The 19313-nt window shown below is 66.9% G+C and carries 17 protein-coding genes and 5 pseudogenes; 13 read left to right on the top strand and 9 right to left on the bottom strand.

Translation table 11 applies throughout. The annotated features are described in order from the left end of the window. The first annotated feature begins 41 nt into the window (after positions 1-41). Positions 42-203 carry a hypothetical protein gene (locus tag JK363_RS31005; RefSeq protein WP_201880212.1) on the top strand — a complete coding sequence of 54 codons (162 nt, stop codon included), beginning with the start codon at positions 42-44 and terminating at the stop codon, positions 201-203. A 127-nt stretch (positions 204-330) separates the two neighbouring features. Here the strand turns inward: JK363_RS31005 and JK363_RS31000 are convergent, their stop codons facing one another. After that, on the bottom strand, positions 331-1122 hold the full coding sequence (locus JK363_RS31000) for an alpha/beta fold hydrolase (protein WP_201880208.1): 792 nt from the start codon (positions 1120-1122) through the stop codon (positions 331-333). Between the two features lie 880 nt (positions 1123-2002). On the opposite strand from JK363_RS31000, the gene JK363_RS30995 reads away from it, so the two are divergent. The 4 genes and pseudogenes from JK363_RS30995 to JK363_RS42965 all read left to right on the top strand — a co-directional run. Further along, on the top strand, positions 2003-2533 hold the full coding sequence (locus JK363_RS30995; RefSeq protein ID WP_201880206.1) for a hypothetical protein: 531 nt from the start codon (positions 2003-2005) through the stop codon (positions 2531-2533). Between the two features lie 220 nt (positions 2534-2753). After that, positions 2754-3065, top strand: a pseudogene (locus JK363_RS30990) (hypothetical protein); the annotation flags it as partial. 572 nt (positions 3066-3637) lie between these two features. Beyond that, on the top strand, positions 3638-4021 hold the full coding sequence (locus JK363_RS30985) for a hypothetical protein (protein WP_201880204.1): 384 nt from the start codon (positions 3638-3640) through the stop codon (positions 4019-4021). Between the two features lie 75 nt (positions 4022-4096). Beyond that, a pseudogene (locus tag JK363_RS42965) lies at positions 4097-4581 on the top strand (hypothetical protein); the annotation flags it as partial. Here JK363_RS42965 and JK363_RS30980 read toward each other — a convergent pair. Further along, the gene (locus JK363_RS30980; protein ID WP_201880202.1) at positions 4563-5378 is read right to left on the bottom strand and encodes a hypothetical protein; all 816 of its coding nucleotides are present in this window, start codon (positions 5376-5378) and stop codon (positions 4563-4565) included. The pseudogene JK363_RS42965 and the gene JK363_RS30980 sit on opposite strands and share 19 nt — an antisense overlap. Before the next feature lie 336 nt (positions 5379-5714). Here JK363_RS30980 and JK363_RS30975 point away from each other — a divergent pair, with 336 nt between their 5' ends. After that, positions 5715-6617 (top strand): GNAT family N-acetyltransferase, encoded by a 903-nt coding sequence (locus JK363_RS30975; RefSeq protein WP_201880200.1) that lies wholly within the window; start codon positions 5715-5717, stop codon positions 6615-6617. A 21-nt stretch (positions 6618-6638) separates the two neighbouring features. On the opposite strand, the pseudogene JK363_RS30970 reads toward JK363_RS30975, so the two are convergent. Further along, positions 6639-6818 (bottom strand): annotated as a pseudogene (locus JK363_RS30970) (hypothetical protein); the annotation flags it as partial. 160 nt (positions 6819-6978) lie between these two features. Between JK363_RS30970 and JK363_RS30965 the strand changes: the two are divergent. From JK363_RS30965 to JK363_RS30955, 3 genes are all read left to right on the top strand, one after another. Beyond that, positions 6979-7644 (top strand): nitroreductase, encoded by a 666-nt coding sequence (locus tag JK363_RS30965; protein ID WP_201880198.1) that lies wholly within the window; start codon positions 6979-6981, stop codon positions 7642-7644. Positions 7645-7929: 285 nt separating this feature from the next. Continuing rightward, positions 7930-8124: a hypothetical protein gene (locus JK363_RS30960; protein WP_201880195.1), complete on the top strand. Its 195-nt coding sequence runs from the start codon at positions 7930-7932 to the stop codon at positions 8122-8124. A 369-nt stretch (positions 8125-8493) separates the two neighbouring features. Next, a complete protein-coding gene (locus JK363_RS30955; RefSeq protein ID WP_201880193.1) occupies positions 8494-8946 on the top strand; it encodes a hypothetical protein in 453 nt (150 codons plus the stop codon). A 2-nt stretch (positions 8947-8948) separates the two neighbouring features. Here JK363_RS30955 and JK363_RS45060 read toward each other — a convergent pair. From JK363_RS45060 to JK363_RS30930, 4 genes and pseudogenes are all read right to left on the bottom strand, one after another. After that, positions 8949-10014: pseudogene (locus JK363_RS45060) on the bottom strand (IS630 family transposase). Between the two features lie 76 nt (positions 10015-10090). Beyond that, the gene (locus JK363_RS30940) at positions 10091-10417 is read right to left on the bottom strand and encodes a GYD domain-containing protein (protein ID WP_201880190.1); all 327 of its coding nucleotides are present in this window, start codon (positions 10415-10417) and stop codon (positions 10091-10093) included. Between the two features lie 156 nt (positions 10418-10573). Continuing rightward, complete coding sequence (locus JK363_RS30935; RefSeq protein ID WP_201880187.1) at positions 10574-11557, bottom strand: quinone oxidoreductase family protein; 984 nt, start codon at positions 11555-11557, stop codon at positions 10574-10576. A gap of 192 nt (positions 11558-11749) precedes the next feature. Beyond that, positions 11750-12121: pseudogene (locus tag JK363_RS30930) on the bottom strand (helix-turn-helix domain-containing protein); the annotation flags it as partial. Between the two features lie 10 nt (positions 12122-12131). Between JK363_RS30930 and JK363_RS30925 the strand changes: the two are divergent. After that, a complete protein-coding gene (locus JK363_RS30925; RefSeq protein WP_201880387.1) occupies positions 12132-12272 on the top strand; it encodes a GNAT family N-acetyltransferase in 141 nt (46 codons plus the stop codon). Here JK363_RS30925 and JK363_RS30920 read toward each other — a convergent pair. Both JK363_RS30920 and JK363_RS30915 read right to left on the bottom strand, forming a co-directional pair. Next, a complete protein-coding gene (locus JK363_RS30920; protein ID WP_201880184.1) occupies positions 12240-12566 on the bottom strand; it encodes a hypothetical protein in 327 nt (108 codons plus the stop codon). The two genes, JK363_RS30925 and JK363_RS30920, sit on opposite strands and share 33 nt — an antisense overlap. 1497 nt (positions 12567-14063) lie before the next feature. Continuing rightward, entirely contained in the window at positions 14064-15665 is a 1602-nt protein-coding gene (locus JK363_RS30915) for a class I adenylate-forming enzyme family protein (protein ID WP_201880181.1), read from the bottom strand. 576 nt (positions 15666-16241) lie between these two features. Between JK363_RS30915 and JK363_RS30910 the strand changes: the two genes are divergently transcribed. Genes JK363_RS30910 through JK363_RS30900 form a run of 3 tightly spaced genes read left to right on the top strand, consistent with a single transcriptional unit; the run spans position 16242 to position 19243 of the window. Further along, positions 16242-17579 carry an aromatic ring-hydroxylating oxygenase subunit alpha gene (locus JK363_RS30910; protein WP_201880178.1) on the top strand — a complete coding sequence of 446 codons (1338 nt, stop codon included), beginning with the start codon at positions 16242-16244 and terminating at the stop codon, positions 17577-17579. Further along, complete coding sequence (locus JK363_RS43925) at positions 17576-18127, top strand: aromatic-ring-hydroxylating dioxygenase subunit beta (protein ID WP_201880176.1); 552 nt, start codon at positions 17576-17578, stop codon at positions 18125-18127. Before JK363_RS30910 ends, JK363_RS43925 begins: the two co-directional genes overlap by 4 nt. Positions 18128-18148: 21 nt before the next feature. Then, a complete protein-coding gene (locus tag JK363_RS30900; RefSeq protein ID WP_307821930.1) occupies positions 18149-19243 on the top strand; it encodes an LLM class F420-dependent oxidoreductase in 1095 nt (364 codons plus the stop codon). Positions 19244-19313: the final 70 nt, after the last annotated feature.

Genomic DNA, 19313 nt, shown 5'->3' with positions numbered 1-19313 from the left:
GGGCGCTCGCGTAGTTGGGAGTTGAAATGATGGCTGGTCGAGTGTTCCTCACCCTCGCATGGGGTATCAGCCTGATAGCGGTGAACAAGGTCATCGAGCCCCTGTGGGGGCAACTTCTTGGCACCTTTATCATGGGCGGTGTATACGCTCTGGTGTTGTGGAAGATGCCGGGCTCGGCCGGTCGAAGCGGCCCTAAAGCCTGAGTTCTGTAGAGGGTTGGACCGTTTTGGCGTTCACAGGGCGCTGCTCACCTTTCGGAGTGGGTAGCGTCCTCAGCTCATTGGCCGAGCAATTGCGTATCCAGTGCAGAGCTCGGCCATGATCGATTGGTCACGCCTCGGGTGCTTTCCGGGTGAGGAAGTCCAGGACGAGGGGGCTCGCGCTGGCACGGAACTCTTCGAAGTAGGCGTGCCGGGCCCCCGGAATCAGCGTCATCCGGGCATCAGGGATGCGGTCGGCGAGTAGTGCGGCGTTCGCGGCTGGGTTGAGGAGGTCATCGCTGCCGTGCAGGATCAGTGTGGGTGCGCTGATGGCGGGCAGTTCCTCCCACGCGTTGTGGTCGCGGCTTGCGGTCAGGTGCCCGCGACGGGCACGGGCTGACATGGTGGGGTCACCCAGGGTCTGGTAGGGGCCGGAGTGGGTGGCGAGCCAGGCCGGGGTGTACATCAACGCGGCCAGGGCCTGCTGTGCCGCGGCCGCGTCGGGCACGGCCAGTGACCGGCGTATCTCGTTGCTGCGTTCGAAGCTGAGCGGGCCACCGGGGGATGTGCAGCCGAGGACGAGCCCACCGACCCGTCCCGGGTGGCGGATGGCCAGCCACTGAGCCACCCGCCCGCCCATCGAGGTGCCGTAGACGTCCGCACGGTCGATGTCCAGATCGTCGAGTATCGCGATCACGTCCCGCGCGAACTCCTGTGTGCTGTAGGCAGTTCGGGGCTCGTCACTCTCGCCGGTGCCGCGATAGTCGATCGTCACGGTGCTGTGCGCAGCATGGAAGTCGTCGCGGATGCCGTCCCACCAGTGGTGGCTGTTGGCCTGGCCCGCCAGCAGGACGAGCGGGGGCCCGTTGCCGCGAACCTGGTAGGCGACGCGGAGCCCATCCGGGGTCGTGGCGTACGGCAAGGGAGACTCCTCTCGGAACCGGCGGGGCGTCGGCTGCCCCGGGTGTGGCGGTCATCGGCTGTCAGGGCAGCGGCCCCCGCCCCTGTCGACTGTACGTGGGCGTGTGCCTCTTTGATGATCAGGGTTCGATCGAGAAGCTCGCGCCGTACATGCAGCGATGCCGCGAATTCCGCGCGTGGTACCTCCGCGCCGCCGAGGATCGCCTCGGCCAGCCGGAACACCTCAATCCGCAGGTGGTGTCCGGGCGTCATGCCCTCGATGTGCTGCCCGTACCGCCGCCCGGCCGATGGCCAGGGGCCGCGCCAAGCCGGCCGGTACGGCGTCCGTCAGTTGACCCCTCTCGCTGCTCATGGCCCCATCTGTCAGTGGGGTGTGACAAGCCGTGGGGCAGGCGGGCCGGTGGCGGCCCCCGGATAACTCCCTTGTGCCGCAGGGCGGATAGGAGTGGGACGTGTGAAGGCATGTTCAGCAGGGGCTGCAAGGGTCGGGACGCCGAAGTTCCGTTGACGTTCCTGGTGCTGCAGCAGGTCGTGTTGTGTCGTTGGAATCTGCGTGTTGGACGAGTCCTGGAGAATGTGCGCGCCGCTGGGGGCAAGGGGGCGCAGGTTCACATCCTGTCGTCCCGATGGTGCAGAGAGGCCCGATGGTCTGGGGGCACGCTCCGTCAAGTGCTGATCGCCTCGGGCGTGCGCTTGCTCTTGTAGTGCAGGGCGCAGCTGGGCACAGGGTTGTAGGAGCGGCCCATGAGAAACGCCCGGGCGTGCCTTGGGCCATGGTGCTGGTGGCCATGAGGTCTCTGGTCATGCGCTGGACGACCTGGTGGAACCGGTCGCCGGTGACTAGCTGGAGCGTGTATCGGAGGTGCTCTAGGTTGGCTCATGTGAGCGTGCGCGAACGGAGTTATCGCTATGTGGGACCGGCCGACTTGAAAGCTGCGGTCCGGCCTGGCAGCGGCGGGTGCCGTATCGGTTCGGCGACTGACTTCGACAACTGGATCGCTGAGCGGTCGGCGGCGGAGCTGGTCGAGCCGTTCACCTATGTAGTCGGCACGGACGGCGTGCTTCGGCTGGCGCCGTGGCGAAGCGAACATGTGGCCTGTGCCGGCGGAGGGCCGGTCCTGAGCGCCGGCGAGGTCAGCTTCACCCGCGTGGCAGGCCGATGGGCTGTGGGCGACGTCAGTAACCACTCAACCGGGTATTGCCCAGACATCAGCTCCTGGTCCGCGGTTGCTCAGGCTCTGCATCGCGCAGCGCTCGGGCATCCGTCCGGCTTCACCCACGAAGTGGTGTTCCGGCGCTGTCCTAGCTGCCAGGAGCACAACATCGTGCGCGAGGACGACTTCGTTTGCGTCTTCTGCGGCGGTGATCTGCCCGAGGTGTGGAACGTGGATCCCGCTACATCAGGGCGGTGAGCCACTCGTTGATGGCGCGATGGCCGCGACGATGACGGTGACGGTGGAGTCGACGTAGCTGCCGCCGGTGCCACACCGGCGGCCGACCGGCCTTGTATTCCGTCGGCTGTTCGCACCAACTTCGATCCTGCACGCCGCCCCCATGGCCTCCTGGTCCCCGCACGAGAGGGAACAGGCAACGTGCGCGTCCTTCCACTACTCACACCCGTGTTAGACGGATGTGACCACCCTGGAGACAAAGGGGCACGACGCCGGGCTCGACGCCAACGACATGTTCGTCGTGCTCACGCTCGGCGGCCAGGTCCACTCCTGGATGGGCGGCGGACACCAGGGACCGGGCACATTCAAGCTCGCGGGCGGTTGGACGGCCAAGGTCACGAAAATCGGCGACCTCCGGTACCGTGCGCAGATCCTCGGCAACGACGGCGCGGTGTACGGCACGCTGGAAGCGAACCAGCACGACGCCGGGCTCGACGCCAACGGCGTAGACATCGTGCTCAGCTCCGGCGGTGTGATCAGCGCCCACCAGTAAATGCTCGCCCGGCTGCGGCGGTGGAGCTACCTCCGGCAGCTCCACCGCCGTAGTGACGGAAGCGTTCGAGCGAAGCTGAAGCCCTCTGGCCCCTCGGGAATGCGGCCCGGCAACGACCCCGCTCACGAAGTCGCCCACGGCTGACATGTCACGGCGCCCGCCCCGAGGTCTCAGAGAGGGGCCCCGCGCTCGCGAGGACGGTCAGAGCCTTCGGCGCAGTCCGGCCCCCGACGCAATCAGCCGGCTCGCGCCGGCAACCGGCTTGATCTCAGCGGCGTGGTCGCTGACGCCGTGGCTGAGCGTACCGCCGGAGCCCGGTACGACGGGGCGTATGGAGTCGTCGGCCACCGCGAGAGCGGCGGCGGTGCCCACGGCCAGGACGGCGAGCGGTCGGCGATCACGAGCGGTGCCACGCGCCCGCCTCCCGGGCCGCCTCCCCAACAGCCCCTCCACCGGGCCGAACGATCGGATGATCGAAGGCGCTCCCTAGCTAGGTGGGTACGTCCTCATGTGGCTCGTCTGAGTACGAGAGCGGATGTCGGTCCTGCGGGCGGCTTCCTAGCATGGCGGCCATGAACGATCGAAGGGGATGGCAGGTCGAGGCGGAGCGGGACGCCGCGGCGTACGTGGCACGCGAGGGTCGGCCCGGCGCGGCTGACATCGTGCTGCGGGTCCTCGGTGTCCTCGTGCTGTGGCTGCTGTCAGGGGCGCTGTTGATGATGGGCATGCTGTCCCCGATGGGCACGGCCAACTGCGACTACGAGCAGCACGCGCTCTGCGACGAGTCCACTCTCAACCTCGTCATGGCCATCCCGGCCATCAATGCCCCGCTGGCCGCACTCGTGGGAACCTGGGGTTGCCTCTCCCGGCGGCCCGGAGTGGCGCCGGTCGCCTGGACCTCCGCGGTCGTCCTCGTCATCGTGGCCTGGGTGGTTACTGGGACAATCGCGGACTGACCTCCTTGACCGTCGCTGCCAGCGCCGCCCAGGCGGCAGTGGCGCGAGGAGCAACTAGGCAATCGCCGCACTACACAAGAGATCGCTGAGCCCGAGGCATGGCAGGCGACCTTGCACGGTCCTTACGAAGCCTTGCGGCCGGGCGGGCATCTGGTGTTCGAGACGCGAGACCGGGCGCGGCGTGCCTGGGAGGCATGGAACCGCGAGGCTTGCCACAAGGTCACAGATGTGCCTGGCGTTGGTGCCGTGAAGAGTTGGGTGGAGCTGTTGGAGGTGGCCGGGCCGCTCGTGAGCTTCCGTTGGAACTACGTATGCGCCGCGGACGGGCAGGTGCTGACGTCGGAGTCGACGCTGAGGTTCCGTGACCGTCAGGAAGTCGAGCAAGATCTGGTCGCCACGGGTTTGTGGTGGATGACGTGCGCGACGCCCCCGGTCGGCCGGGCAGGGAATTTGTCTTCATCGCCTCCCGCCCAGCATCGGCTCCTTGCTTGCTCGATTCCGGTCGTCCAGCCGCGGTCGAAGCGTGCGAGAGCGCTCGGAGTCAGAGCCGGGCCCGGTAGGGCGGGAACCCTACCGGGTCGGTGAAGTCCTGGTCCGCGTCGGGCCAGCGGCGGCGTAGTACGGCGGCGATGCGGCGGATCCAGGCAGTGAGGCGGGGCAGGGCCTGATGGGTTTCGGAGGTGTGAGCAGCGGCTTCGAGTGTTGCGATGAGCTGGAGTCGGCTGTGGTCACCTGGTGAGCGGGTGTCGAGCAGAGGGAACCGTTGCAGACGAACCAGCGCCCAGGAGACGCAGGCAGCGGCGAGGCTGTCTCCGTACCGCTGGTCATCCTCGGCCTCCGGGATGCCGAGGGCCAGGGCGTGACGGTACTGGTCGGCAAGCCCCGTAGTCGTGGGATCGCCCACCGTCAGCCAGGCTGGGCCCGGTACATACAGGCACACGGCGTCCGTCAATGCGTGTGTGAAGCCGGCGAATTCGAAATCGATGAGGCGGGCGTCGACCGGTCCGGAGGCGTGGAGCAGGATGTTGTTGGCTTCCGCATCCTGGTTACTCAGGGCGAGAAAGGGGCCGGGCACAGCCAACTCATCGGTGACTGCAGCAAGTTCATATGCGGCCCGGCCTTCGAGGTGCACCCCGAGGGCCGAGGCGTGCTTGACTCCGGCCTCCCGGAACGGGGCGAGCCGTCCTGCCTGGTCTGCCGCAGGGTCGACCGGTCCCAGCTCAGCCCGGCGGACGTAGTAGGCCGCAGCTCGCCCCGCGGTGGCCGCGCTGAGCGCACCGCGGGCGCGGGCGAACGCGGCCAGTCGGTCGCCGTGCGCTGGCGCGCCGTCCCGTCGAAGCAGTTGGTCGAGGCTCACGCGGGGCGCCAGGTCTTCCAGGACGAGGAATCCGGCGGCCGTATCAGCGGCGAGAACGCCGGGAGCAAGGCCGGTCCCGAGGTCCTGGCTGAGGAACTGAAGCGAGCTTCACCCGCGCACGCCGCCCCATACCCGGGGCGGCGGGCGCACCAAAACGGTTGACAACTCGTCCCGCCCAGCCTGAGCACAGGGAATGCCTGCGATACCAGGTGGGCACTATGACTGGGCCGTGTCTCTTCGATCGTCGGCTGCCTTCCCGAGTCCTCGAACCCGCACCACGCCGACCCGTCGAAAACCGGGTGCGGACTGTCGGTGCGGTGGTGTGTGATCGGAGGTATGGCGATTGTGTTGGGCAAGCCGGGAGTCGACGGGCTGAGCGAGGCTGTGGGCGTGCTGCGGGAGTGGCAGTACGAGGGGGCGCCGATGCAACTGCATCCGGGGGACCTGGGCTGGTTCTGGCGGTCAGGTGCGGAAGCGACCGCCGCGGCGGTCAGGACGTGGAGCCGGGACGGACAGATTCTCGCCGTTGGGCTGCTGGACGGTCCCGGGCTGTTGCGGCTGACGATCGCACCGGACGCTCAGCGGGACGAGGAGCTGGCGCAGCAGTTGGTTGACGATGTGACCGAGCCGGAGCGCGGCGTACTGCCCGAGGGGAAGGTGAACGTCGAGGCGCCGAGGGGTGCACTGGTCCACGATCTGCTGTTCGAGGATGGCTGGAATGCTGATGAGCCGTGGACGCCGCTGCGCCGCGACCTCGCGGAGCCGGTGAAGGATCCAGGCGTGCGGATCGAGGTGGTCGGGCCGGAGCAGGCGCACGTGTATGCCGCCGTACATCGGGCAGCGTTCGACGGGTCGAGGTTCACGGACGAGCGCTGGCACGCGATGGCGGCCGGTTTGCCGTACGCCGACGCCCGGGGTCTGGTCGCGTTCGACGACCAGGGCAACGCGGTGGCGGCGGTGACGGTGTGGTCGGCAGGTCCGGGTAGGCCCGGGTTGCTCGAACCGATGGGCGTGCACCGGGAACATCGACGTCACGGCTATGGCGGGGCGATCACCGTCGCCGCGGCGGCCGCACTCCAGGAGCTGGGCTCGTCGAGCGCGATCGTCTGTACCCCGAGTTCCAATGTCGGCGCCGTCGCCACCTACACGTCAGCCGGCTTCCAGCAACGCCCCGAGGTCCGGGATCAATACCGCGACGCTCAATGCCTTGTCTCCTCGATCACGAGCGGAGCCAGATGAGGAGTGCGGCAGCGGTGACGGTGCCGAAGAAGCGAGGATGAACCCGAGAAGGCTGGAGCGCCTGGGCCACTTGCGGGCCAGCGCGGCCACAAGGGGGGCGCCGACGATCATGCTGATCGCGAAGGCTGAGGTGAGCACGCCGGCTGGCACCTCGGTTTCGCCTCCATTGCCCTGTGTCACCAACGTGATGTCCCGCAACAGCTAGGTCTTCTCACCGAATGTGAGTGGCTTCGGCCGGACACCGGGCCCAAACGCGCGTCAGATGGGCCCGGAGGCCCGGAGGCCCGGAGTGCACGCCCCCATACGGACCGCTTGAAGACGGTGGAGAGGTGTTCGTCGTTGAGCGAGAGGACGAGAAGACGTGGATGTATATGAGGCCGTGGACAGTCGCCGGGCCGTGCGGGCGTTCAGCGATGAGCCCGTACCCAAAGAGATACTCGAACGAGTGCTGGCTGCAGCGACACGGGCTCCGTCGAGTGGGAACCTCCAGCCATGGCATGTGTATGTCGTGACCGGCGAGCCTTTGGCCGAACTGAAGCGGCGCGCGACAGCCAGGGCGCTGGCGGGCGACACGGGTGATGAGCGGGAGTACCCGATGTACCCGCCCGAACTGACCTCGCCGTATCTGGACCGCTTTTCCGCCGCGGCCGACCAGCGGTACAAAGCGCTGGGAATCGAGCGCGATGACCTCGGCAGGCCCAAAAAGATCGCCGCCTTGAACTCGGAGGCGTTCGGGGCGCCGGTCGTCCTGTTCTGCTACCTCGACCGGACGATGGGGCCCGGCCAGTGGGGGGACGCGGGGATGTACTTGCAGACCGTCATGCTGTTGCTAAGGGCGGAAGGGTTGCACAGCTGTCCGCAGGTGATGTGGACGATGTATCGCAAGACTGTCAGCCAGATAGTCGGAGCCGATGACGGGCTCGTACTGTTCTGCGGCGTCGCGGTGGGATTCGAGAAGGAAGGCGTGCCACGGCTGCGTACCGGGCGGGCGGACGTGACAGAAACAGTGAGCTTCATCGGAGTGTGACCGCTATGTGGTCAAGATCCACAGGACAGACCCTGTGAGCCACCCGGCCCTTCATAGGGGTCCTCCGGCCCGGCCACTCATACGAGCTGGCTGGCCGTCCCCGCCGCCGAGATCAGCCACAGCAAGAACCCGTTCATCCGCACCTCGACCGCACTGCCCGTCCAGTTCGCCGCCCAGCGGGACGGAGAGTTGACAGCACCCGTATGGTGGAGAGGTAACGCATCAACGCCCGCCCCCGGATCGTGAGTTGGGTGGGCCGAACGGGGGAAGAAAGGTGCGTGCCCGATGACGATCGGGCTCCTCTCCACGATTGTTGCTGTGTTCTACGGGGGCACGATCTCCATCCTCGCCCTTACTGCGACCTTTGCTCGTCGCCGCACGCTGCGGCGTGAAGCGCGCAGCACCCTTGCCGTTCTGGTACCGGGAAGAGCGATGGAGTCGCAGCAAGTAGACGGCGGGGCAGTGGGCCCAGGCAGCTGAGCGGTTACGGCGAAGTCAAGTGCTGACCCTTTACCACCGTCACTGACGTGTGGTCGGTGCGGCCGACGCCAAGGCTGACCGCAGGCCTCGTCACACTTCAAGGCGCGGAGCCTTGTCCTTCGACCGTGGTCGGCACCACTGTCAGGGGACACTGTCCGGGACGGTGTCCCCTGAGAGGCTCGGAAGGTGTCGCGCCCACGAGCAGGTGCTGCCCTATCCGAAGGTCGGGGACCTGTCCAAGCAGGTCATCCACCGTGTGTACAGGACTTCACGCGGCCGGGTCGCGCCCTGGCAGCGCCGCAACCATCCAGGGTTGGGTCAGGACTACCGCCATCGCGTCCCTGTTCCGAGCGGTGGCTAGAATGAGTCATGAAATCGAACTCTATGCATTCTGGAACGAGTTGGGACCGGCGGCGCGCAGCAGTTCTGGCTTCCTTGCTGAGTGCGGCGGCCCTCGGATGGACTGCGGTTGCACTGAGCGTGCACACGACCGGCTCGACTGCACTGGACCCTGACAGTGTGACCGATGCTGATCTGGCCCGGCTGGGCGCTGTTGTGATGGCCGGCATCGCGGCGGTGGCTGCCGGACTGTGGTGGTGCCATTGGGCGACCGTACGTCGGCCGGTGATCGGCGGAGGTTGGGCGCGGGGGGCGTTTGCTGTCTCCGCCGTCCATTCGATGTTCGTCGTACCAGTGATTGTGTTCGCCTCCTGGGGCTGGAAGGCCCCTGTGATCGCGTTCACGTGCGCGGTGCTCGCTGGCGGTGTGCGGGAGGCCGCCGGGGTGACTGCACCAGCTACGGAGGCTTTCGGTTCGGGGTGACGTCATGGTGGGGCCGACACCAGTTCGGTCTCCGCGATGAGCCCGAATCAGCAGGCCTGGCGGGTACGGCATCCGTTTCAGGCGAGTGCGGGACAGTGCGGCGAGCTCATCGATGCTGCACGGGGCCAGGTTGCCCAGGCTGTTCTTCAGGTGCGCCCACGCGCCCTCGGCCGGGTTGAGGTCCGGTGTGCAGGAGGGGAAGTGGAACACCGTCAGCCAGCTGCGCGCCGCGATCAGCTCACGCATCACAGCGTCGACGTGATGGGTGTAGTTGTCGCACACCAGCACGACGGAGCCGCCGAGCTGCCGGTGGGCCCCGTCCAGCAAGGCAGCGAAGTCCTTCTCCCGAAAGCCCTCCTATCGCCCTTGCGGCTGTGGTGCACCAGTATGCGAAAGATCAGCCGGGTCCGCTGACCGGCCTTGCGACAGACCAGACCGGCCGGGGAGATACGTCCCGAGCCGGCGGCGCGGACCGTGACCACAGGTGTGTGACCGCGCAGGGACCAGGTCCGTGCCTTCGGGGGTCGCAGCACTTGCCCCGACTCGTCCGCGAAGCACAGCCATGCGTCCTGGCCCCTCACCCTCTTTCCACCTGCGGCCACGTCTCTTTGATCCACGTGGCCACCGCGTCCTCATCGCGTCCGGCCGCCCGGCGCTGCGGGGCCTGCACGCTCCAGCCCATCTGGGGCAGGATGTGCCATGCCTGCGCCGGGCTGAACCGCACGTGGAAACGCCGCGCGATCACCGCGGCGATGCGGGCGAGCGTCCACCGTTGATCCTCCACCCAGCCATGCGAGGCTGGCCCCTTCTCCAGCTCGGCGGCCAGCCACTCCCGCCATCCAGGCTTCATCCAGGATGGCCGCCCGGACGGCCCCTTGGACCGCAGCGCCTTCATGCCGGCCTCCCGCCAGCAGGCGCGCCAGGCAGAGGCGGACATGCGGGAGGCCCGTAGTCGCCGTGCGACCTGAGCTGGCGTCACCCGTTGCGCGAATAGCTCGGCAGCCTCGAAGCGCACTCCCGCTGAGCCCGCTGCTTCGCGGTCAGACCGCCCACATCGGGATACCGCATGACACCGGGATTCACCCACCAGCGAGATGATCCCCGTCACCCTGGGTCGAGAACCTCAGTGGCTAGTTGCGTCGCCTTAGGTTGAGGCGCCGGGGGGCCTGTAGTCGACCTGCATTTTCGTCGCGGCATCGAGATCTTCGGGGCTGAGCAACGGTACAGCCTTGGAGTGCACAGCGCCGCTTGCCCGTGCCGCGATGGAGGTAGCGGCCATCGACACGTTATCGGGCATGTCGACGACGACGTATAGATCGTGTTCTCCGAAGGCGAAGTACATCCATTCCAGCGTCCCCCCACACGACTGGAGCTCCCGCTTAATAGCCTCCCTGCGTTCCGTACCTCCATCGGCGAGCAGCCCCTTGGTGCCATCGATGCTGTAACTGGCCGTCACCAGGTACTTCGGCATGTACATCTCCCACTCACTCGTCGCAGCCGTGCACGTGTTCCTTACCGCACGAGATGCACTTGTCGCGGGCACTGTGAATCAATGCCCCGGGTGGCGTAGCTGGCTCTGTATCCCCAGAACCAGACCGCCCAACGCGGCAGCTGGTGTGACCCCACGTCACAACACCGCGACCTCGAGTACGAGCTTGCCCGTGGACCTGCCCGACTCGATGCGCCGGTGGGCATCGGCGGCCTGCTCCAGCGGCAGGGTGTCGACCTGCACCCGCAGATCCTCCGTGGCCGCGGCCGCCACCGCGCGGCGCAGCGCCTGGCCTGTCTCCTGGGGGAAGGCGGCGGAGTAGGCGGCCAGGTTGAAGCCGGAGACGGTTTTGTTGGTGAACCACAGTTCGTTGGCCGGAATACCGATGTCGTCGGCGCCTGAGGCGTTGCCCATCACCACCAGGCGTCCCCTGGGGGCCAGCCGGTCCAGGCCGGCGCGGCGGGTCGGGCCGCCGACCATGTCGACCACGATGTCGAACTCGCCGGCGTCGGCGATCTGCTCGCGCAGGATCACCTCGTCGTAGCCGAAGCGCTTGGCGGCCTCGATCTTGGCCTCGCTGCCCACGGTGCCGACCACACGGCCCGCGCCCAGCAGGTGGGCGACCTGGCCGAGCTGGCTTCCCACGCCGCCTGCCGCCGCGTGGACCAGGACGCTCTCGCCAGGCTCGATCCGGGCCACTCGGTCGAGCACAAGGAACGCGGTGGTGCTGTTGGAGGGCAGCGCCGCGGCGACACCCATCCCGATGCCGAGGCCGTCCAGCGGTGTGACAAGGTCCGCGGAGGTGACCGCCACCTCGGCGTAGCCACCGCTGTCCACGATCGTGAGCGCGGCCACCGGCTGGCCGACGATCAGGCTCTCAACGCCCTCGCCGACGGCTCGGATCCGGCCTGCCACTTCGATGCCGGGCACGAAGGGGAGCGGCACGTCGACCACGCCGCGCCGGTAGAGGACTTCGGCGAAATTGGCGCCCGCGTACGCCACGTCGATGGCGACCTGGCCCGGCCCAGGCTCGGGGATCGGCATGGTGGCGACGTGGAGCACGTCGGCCTCGCCGAACTCGTGGATGGTCACTGCCGTCATCTGCGTGTTGTTGCCGTTCATGCCATCGATCCTGGGGCCATCGCAGCGCACCGGGCAGTGCCCGCTTATCCTGGGTGTGGCACCACCAGGCTGTGCTGCCGCATCAAGGTCTCCAGCCGCTTCTGGGTCTCTGGGCCGGGGCGTGGGTTGCGCAGGACCAGGTGATGCCCGGGGTGCTCGAGCAGGGGAAGCAGCGTGGCATCAAAGCACCAGCGCCGCGTCGTTGACGGCGGTGAAATTCCAGTGGCGGTCACGAATTGAGCCGGGACGCGGGGACCAGGCATCCAGCAGCAACACCCGGGCGATCGCGTCGAGAACCTGCTCGGACACCTTGATGTCGCCCCCCTGCTCCAGCCACGTGTACCAGGACACTCCGACCCCTGCCAGCACCGCGGCCTCCTCGCGCCGAAGGCCCGGCGTGCGCCGCCGACCGCCGTCCGGCATTCCCACATCGGCCGGCGACCCCCGGGCTCGGTGGCTGCGCAGAACCCTTGCAACTCGGTGCGGCGGTCGTCGCGGGGCAGGGGTGAACGAGCACTGATCACGGGCCCCACCCTGGACAGCGCCTTCACCTCGCAGGACCATGATGGATCTCATGAACGCGCTGCCCGCACTGTCTGCCTCGGAGTTCACCACGGATCGTCTCCGGCTGCGAAAGGCGCACGACGCCGACATCGACGGCCTCATCGAGCTCCAGACCGATTCACAGGTCCGTGCCCACCTCGGCGGCCCGTGACCCCGTAGCGTCGTCGAGCAGTACTTCGACGCGAACGGCATCAGCGTCATCGCCGACAGGGCAACCGACCGGTTCATCGGGACAGCCATGCTCGACCGACGTTCCGTCGACCTTCCCGGACACGTCACCAGGAAAGGCGCGGAGCTGGAGCTGACCTACCTGCTCCGGCACGGCTGTTGGGGTGCGAGTCTGGCGTTCGAGGCTGCTGCGGTTGTACCGCGCGCCGCCGTCGGCGAACTGCCCGACCAGCCGGTCCTGGTGGTGCCCCGGGACGACCATCGAGCGTTCGCTCAAGCTCGCCACCCGCCTCGGCTTCCAACGCATGTGCACCTTCGAGGCGCATGGCGCGGAGCAAACCCTCGCAGTAGCTGATCTGCACCCGTTCAAGGACTGAAAGGCGGGGTCTCGGCAGCGACGGTGGGGGCGCTGTTGGGGGACGCGCGTAGTCGAACCACGGGCGTTACATCTGCCGTCGTGCGGCTGGTCGCGTTCGGCGATGCGCTGGGCGACCGCGACGACGCCGGGGCTGGCGTACCGCTCCATGGAGCGGATCGAGGCGTGGCGGGAGCGGGGGCCGACCGTGGCAGTACCAGTCGACCCACTCGGCGGTGACGACCCCGCTCCAGGTGGCGACGTGTATGAGGCCGACGACCCAGCAGCGGCTGAGAGCATTGGTGAAGAAGTCGCGGTCGAGGAGGTTCGGGGCCCGCTCGGCAGCTGGAACGGTCAGCTTGCGCCAGATTCTTCCGGGCACCGTAGACACGGTAGTTGAACTGGCTCTCACCCCTTCCGTACCTGGTCACGGACACCGCATGCGCTCCCCAGGATCACCTTGGCCTTCGGGCCGACGCACATCCGCTCCTCATCGGACTCTTTCCTCTCGATGCGCTGCGTGTCACAAGGTTTACGGGATCGAAGGCTACTGCTACATTCGGTTATTGGTTGACCAATAAGGCCCGAGGGGCTCGCGACTGAGACCCTCGCGCTGGGCCAACGCGACGAGTACGGGAGTGAGGGGGTGAACTGTCGTGCTCGACATGTGTCGCACCGTGACGGGGGTACGGTGTCGACTCAACCCGATGCGCCGCGAGTGGATGTCGCTCACCAGAGCTGCCTCCGTCTCGCGGCGCAGCGGTGACCGATACTGCATGCGCTCACGCCGCCACATCACGTCCGAGCCATTGGGCACCTGGCCACGGGGGTGAACGTTTCTTCAACCCCGTGGCGGCCGCCCGGCAGTTGGCGGCGCCGGGCGGTGCGGGGGACTCGGCTGGGACTCGCGCATCGACCATTCGGGCCGGGAGCAACTGCCCTTCCAGACTGCACCTGAGACGCAGAGGTAGGCGGAGCCGCAGCTGAACAGTCTGGACTTCGGAGGACATACGTGCCCTCCTGCACGCCAGCGGGGGACCAACGGGGGTTGTCCGCATGCTCCAAAGTTGCAATTCCGCAAGTTTCGATACCATGTCGAGGCGAGAAATGCAGACCCAGATGATGCAGAGGAGGCCTGAGGCGCGGAACGTGCGCGTTCTGCCCATGCGGCAGGTAGCGGCGGCGGGAATCAGCACATGGACCATCGGGCGGATCTGTGGAGCGGATTCTTCTGGAGTCCCGCAACAGGTGGCTCGTTCGTGTCGTGGTGAGCAAACCGCAGCGCTTCGAGCACCTCGGGTACCGGTCAGTCACCTTCCTGCCGATCACGATGCCGGATCGCACCTGAGCAGGCGTGGCCGAACACCTCCTCCGCGATGGATGTACTCGACCGGCGGCCGTGGCCGAGTCGTGCCTCCATCACTTTCCGGTGTCCCTCGAGCCTGGCTGCGCGGCCGCGCGCGAAGCCGCCGCCCAACGTGCCCGCAAGGCCTGGTAGTCAGGCTTGTTCGCCGCGGTGAGTGGAATGGAGTCTACGACCATGATCTCTATGGGGAGCTTGTAGCTGGCGAGTTTGTCCGCGCAGAGCGCGTGCAGTTCCCTGACGTCGAGGGCCCGCCCAGGAGCGGGCACAACGAACGAGACAGGCCGTTCGCCTTTCCGCTGGTCCGGCACACCCACGGTCACGGCATACTCCACGTGCGGGTGAGCGGCGAGCACTTCATCAAGCTCACGCGGGTAAACGTTGAAGCCACCCACAATGATCATGTCTTTGGAACGGCCGACGATGTACAGGTAGCCCTCGTCGTCCATGCGCCCGAGATCACCAGTGGCCAGCCATCCATCAGCGCGCGCGGTCGCTGGGGCCCCGTTGTGATAAGCCACCAGCATGTGGGGAGCGCGCACATGAACCTCGCCGACTTCATCCGCGGGGAGGGGCTGGTGACTGCTGGTGTCACAGATCCGCATTTCGATCAGAGGGGCGGGCTGCCCCACGGAGCCTTCGCGAGCACTGCCGGCCGGGCACGTAATGGGCGCGAGCTCCGTCATGCCGTAGGCCTCGCGGATCTGAACCCCGACGGTCTTCGCCCAGGCGCGGTGAAGCTCCTGCGGGAAGGCGGACCCGCCGCCCGGACACACCCGAAGACTGGACAGGTCGGCAGACGCGATTCCCTCGACGGCGAGGAGCGCGCTGTAGATCGCTGCGGGCCCGCCTCCCAGCACAGTGACCCTGTGCCGTTCCAGGGCCGCGACCACCTGGTCGGGCTGGAAGGGTCCGGTGAAGGCCACGACGGTGGCTTGGCCGTAGAGGGGATTGAGCACGCCCATCAGCAGCCCCCAGATGTGGGTCATGGGGGCGATCGCGGCCCACACCTCCGGGGTGGTGCGGTCCGTGGGCCAGCAGTACTCCATGGCCTCGACGGTGAGAAGCAGGGTCCGGTGCGTGTGCACGATGCCCTTTGGCCTACCGGTTGTGCCACCGGTGTACATCAGCGTTGCGGAATCCGATGGCCTGGGTCGTGGCAGCTTGTCGACGTGCAGCTCGGGTTGCGCGGACCAAGCGGTGAGGTTGAGGTCTCCGCTGCCCAGCGTGAGTACAGGTATGCCGAGTCTCCGGGCCGCGGTGGAGGCACTCGTCGTGTCAGAGCCCGTGATCAACACTGCCGGGTCGGCATCGTCCAGGAGCGGTTTCAGTTCTGCCTCGGGGTACCGAGAGTTCAGGAGAGCGACTTGAGCACGAGCGAAGAAGGCCGCCAGGATGGCCACGGCGATCTCGGGCCCGTTCGGCAGGACGATAGCCACCCGCTTGTCGGCTACCTCGAGTCGACTCAGGTGGGCGGTCAGACCTGCCACACACCGGCCGTATTCCAGGTAGGTCAGCGATCGGTCGCCGCAGCGTAGCGCGATGCGACCAGGTGCGGCGGTCACCGCCTCACAGAAGCTGTGGGCGATGGTCCAGTCGTCTCGTCCGTAATCCCGCCGCACTGAGATCGCCGGAGGCAGCCGCTGCGAGCTTGTCATGATCAGCACCCTACCCAGCCGTGGTGCAAGCGACGACAGGACGTTGCCACGTTGGCCACAAGTGGTCTGCCGACGGCCTTCCCGGCGCTTGGGAGGCTGGTTAGGATCCCCTTATTGATTGACCAACAACCTCAGCGAGGCCCTGGAGGTCACATTCTCGGGCCAGCCTCGCCTCTCCCGCATGCGACCGAGTCGTGCCCAGGTGGCCATCGTGCTCTGCCGGGGCACGTCGACGGAAGGGTGAAAGCATGAAGCGGCAGGCCAGCGCGGTACCTGCCCTTCCGCGGGCGAAGCGGAGCAGATCCTGCTCTCCCCTTCCATCGGCGCCATGAAGGCGACACAACAGGGACGACCAACAGCCGCTGTTGGTCACAAGGAGACACCACCGCGGCGAGTTGTCCATCGATCCACGGGGCAGCCGAGTCGACGGCAGAACGAACTGGCTCTTTGGCGCGAATCCGACGGTGTGCGAACCCGCACCCAGCCGCCATCACAGGCGATATGAGCCGACGACGCACTGGAGCCACCGGGATCGGGCTGCCGTGGACGCCGATCCTGAAGGGACAGGGGAAGACTGTGAGTGAAGCGAGCGATCTCAACGAGATCCTGGCATTGGAGGGGCTGAGTAACGGCCGGCTTGACCGGAACATATTCCACCATCCCGGCATCTATGAGCGGGAAATGAAGAATATTTTCGCACGCTGCTGGCTTTTCTTGGCTCACGAGTCGCAGGTTCCTGAGCCCGGGAGATTTCGCACGACTCTCATGGGGCAAGACAGCGTTGTGGTCGTCCGCGGCGACGACAACCAGATCCGGGCGTTCCTCAACACCTGCCCTCATCGGGGCAACCTCCTGGTGGGCCCCCAGCGCGGCCGGGCCAAGAGCTTCATATGCCCATACCACCGCTGGTCCTTCAACTTGGCGGGGGAACTGACCGGCACACACGAAAGGCACGCCTTCGACTGTTCCCCCGACTTTGATCCCTCCAACTTCGGCCTGGTGCCAGTCGCGCAAGTCGACTTCTATAAGGGGCTGGTGTTTGGGACCCTCGACCCTGCCGCTCCGCCACTCAAGTCCTACCTGGGAGATTTCACCTTCCTGCTGGACGCAATCCTCGACAATGACCCCGGGGGTACAGAATTCATACCCATGCCGGTACGATCCGTCATCAAATGCAACTGGAAAGAGGGCGCCCTCAACTTCGTAGGTGATGCCTTGCACGCCCAGCCCACACACGTAGCTGGAGCGCGAGCCATGATGCGCCGCCAGGTCCCTCAGCTAGGAGGCCAGGACAACCCCAGCTACCAGGCGATGGCCAACGGGCACGGCTGGGAGTGGTCGGAGAGATACCCTCTCGGAGGCGCGGCCACGCTGAACTCACCCGCTGTGTTGCAATACCTGAAGGAACATCAGAAGCAGTTTGAAGAGCGGCTGGGGCCGGAACGAAGCAAGATGGTCGCTGCCATCAGTTCCGCAAATATCTTCCCGAATTTCTCCTTCGCGCCGGGCATCAACACGTTCAGGGTGTGGCACCCACGAGGGCCGGGGATCACCATGCTCGAGACGTTCATTTTGGTCAATCGCAACGCCCCACCAGAGGTCAAGGCTGCGTGGCGCAGGGGCAACCAGCGGACCTTCAGTCCAACCGGAGCTTTCGAGCCCGACGACGTTTCCCTCTTTCAGGGTGTGACTCGCTCGCACCAAGGCAGGGCCACTCGCTCGCACCGGCTCTACTGCGGACTCGGCAGCCGCGAACGAGTCGCCCACCCGGCATTCCCGGAAAGTCTGCGGATCACGGAGGGGCAGATCAGCGACGCCAACACCCGGGGCTATCTGGAGCACTACTCGCAGTTGATGACGGCGCCCTCCCCACCAAAGGACGCACGAGACCACGCCGCAGGAGACGCAGAGTGACCGCCGGAAGAATCGAGCGCCACCCCCGGCCTGCGAACCTCGCACTCCGGGCAGAGGTTGAAGACCTTCTCTATGAGGAGGCGCGGCTCCTGGACGCCGAGGACCTCGACGAATGGCTTGGCCTCATCGCAGCAGACGATCCTGACTTTGACTACTGGATGCCCGTCATCGAATCCCGGTACCGACAGGACCCCCTCCCTCCCTACGAACGCGGCGACACAGCCCTGCTGGAGTTCACCGCCAAGGAAGAGCTCGTGGCGCATTCCAGGGCACTGGTGGACCCCAGCAGTCCGGCCGGCAACCCCGCACCGCACCACGTGCGTGTCATCTCCAACATCCAGGTCGCACACACCGAGCACGCCCGGGATCTGCGTGTGCATTCAGTAGTGGCCTACCACTGCACCCGCCATGACGAGAACTTCACACTGTGGGCGCGCCGGGAGGACCTGGTCCGCCGTGGTGACGACCAGACCCTACGTATCGTCCGTCGTACCATCCTTCCTGGGCATACCGTCATTCCAACGGGCGCCATCCGTACCCTGTTCTGACCGACCGACCGCTGGAATGCCATGCCGCACTCAAGTGACCCGACCGGCTCGGCCGACAGGCCACGTCCAGACACCCCGTTACGGGACGGGCAGATGCCGCGCCTGTCTGTCGCGCTGGGGCTCTGGCCGGACCGGCCGCCGGAGGAGGCCCTGGAGACTGCCAGGGTGGCGGACCAGCTCCGGTACTCTCGCCTCTGGATTGGGGAGCGAGAGACCTGGGATGTCGTCGCTCTCGCTACCGCGATCGTGCTGATCACGGACAGCATTCCCCTGACGATGGGTCCGGTGCCGGTCGCCGTGCGGGATCCGGCGATGCTGGTGAGAGCAGCAGGCAGCGTCTCCCACCTCGGAAGCGGACGGCCCGTGAGCATCGCGATCGGGGCGGGGAGCCCTCTGATGGTCACGCACTGGCACGGCCGTGAGCACCGCAAGGCTGCCACCGCCCTGCGAGAGGCAGCGCAGGTCCTGCGGGAGTTCGAGGAATCGGGATCGGCGACGTTCGAGGGCGAGGTCATCCGGACCCGCGGCTATCGACCGCGCCTGCCTCGACCCGCCAGGACCACGCCGCTCCCTGTGACTGTCGCCGCCTTCGGCCCCGGCACCCTTCGGTCCGCGGCCGCGCACGCGGACCGCGTCGTCTTCGCGTTGATTACCGCAGAGACGGCCGCGGACCTGGTGGAGCGTGTGCGCCAGGAGGCTGTGGCCGTGCGGGGTCCAAAGGTGCCTTCCTGTGCCGTCTGGGTTCCGGCAGCCCTCACCGAAGGCCCTGACGTGCCTGCTCAGGCGGGGCGGGCGGCCGTCGCGCAGGTCCGCCGCTTGGTGGCCGGGTACCTGGCGGCTCCGGGGTACGCACAAATGTTCCGCCGCGAGGGGTTCGGCGATCTCGTCGAGTTCGCACAAAGCCGTCCGGGCTTCAATGCGGTGCATGACGCAGTACCACTCGAACTGGTGGAACGCATCGGCATATTCGGCGACCAGCAGGCCGTCCGGGACAAGCTCCAGACCTATGCAGTGACCTGCCCGGACATGGAGGTAGTGGTTCTGCCGTGTTCCACTGACGAGGATCCTGCAGGCGAACGCACGCTGAGAGCACTGTGCGAAATCCAAGCGACGTGAACCAGCCGACGCCCCCCACGGACTCACCGATGCCACAGCTACAGTCGTCTCCTCCGACCGGCCGCTTGCC

This window comes from Streptomyces coffeae (assembly GCF_016741875.1).
Taxonomy (GTDB): domain Bacteria; phylum Actinomycetota; class Actinomycetes; order Streptomycetales; family Streptomycetaceae; genus Streptomyces; species Streptomyces coffeae.
Note: the sequence above shows the minus strand (reverse complement) of the source record. Positions and strands in the feature narration are given on the sequence as shown.

Bases quoted from the DNA above. Each gene is read 5' to 3' on its own strand.
- JK363_RS30960 (WP_201880195.1), top strand. From the start codon at position 7,930: ATGACGATCGGGCTCCTCTCCACGATTGTTGCTGTGTTCTACGGGGGC.
- JK363_RS30915 (WP_201880181.1), bottom strand. From the start codon at position 15,665: ATGACAAGCTCGCAGCGGCTGCCTCCGGCGATCTCAGTGCGGCGGGAT.
- JK363_RS30985 (WP_201880204.1), top strand. From the start codon at position 3,638: ATGAACGATCGAAGGGGATGGCAGGTCGAGGCGGAGCGGGACGCCGCG.
- JK363_RS30925 (WP_201880387.1), top strand. From the start codon at position 12,132: ATGAACGCGCTGCCCGCACTGTCTGCCTCGGAGTTCACCACGGATCGT.
- JK363_RS30900 (WP_307821930.1), top strand. From the start codon at position 18,149: ATGCCGCACTCAAGTGACCCGACCGGCTCGGCCGACAGGCCACGTCCA.
- JK363_RS30975 (WP_201880200.1), top strand. From the start codon at position 5,715: ATGGCGATTGTGTTGGGCAAGCCGGGAGTCGACGGGCTGAGCGAGGCT.
- JK363_RS30940 (WP_201880190.1), bottom strand. From the start codon at position 10,417: ATGCCGAAGTACCTGGTGACGGCCAGTTACAGCATCGATGGCACCAAG.
- JK363_RS30955 (WP_201880193.1), top strand. From the start codon at position 8,494: ATGAAATCGAACTCTATGCATTCTGGAACGAGTTGGGACCGGCGGCGC.
- JK363_RS30935 (WP_201880187.1), bottom strand. From the start codon at position 11,557: ATGAACGGCAACAACACGCAGATGACGGCAGTGACCATCCACGAGTTC.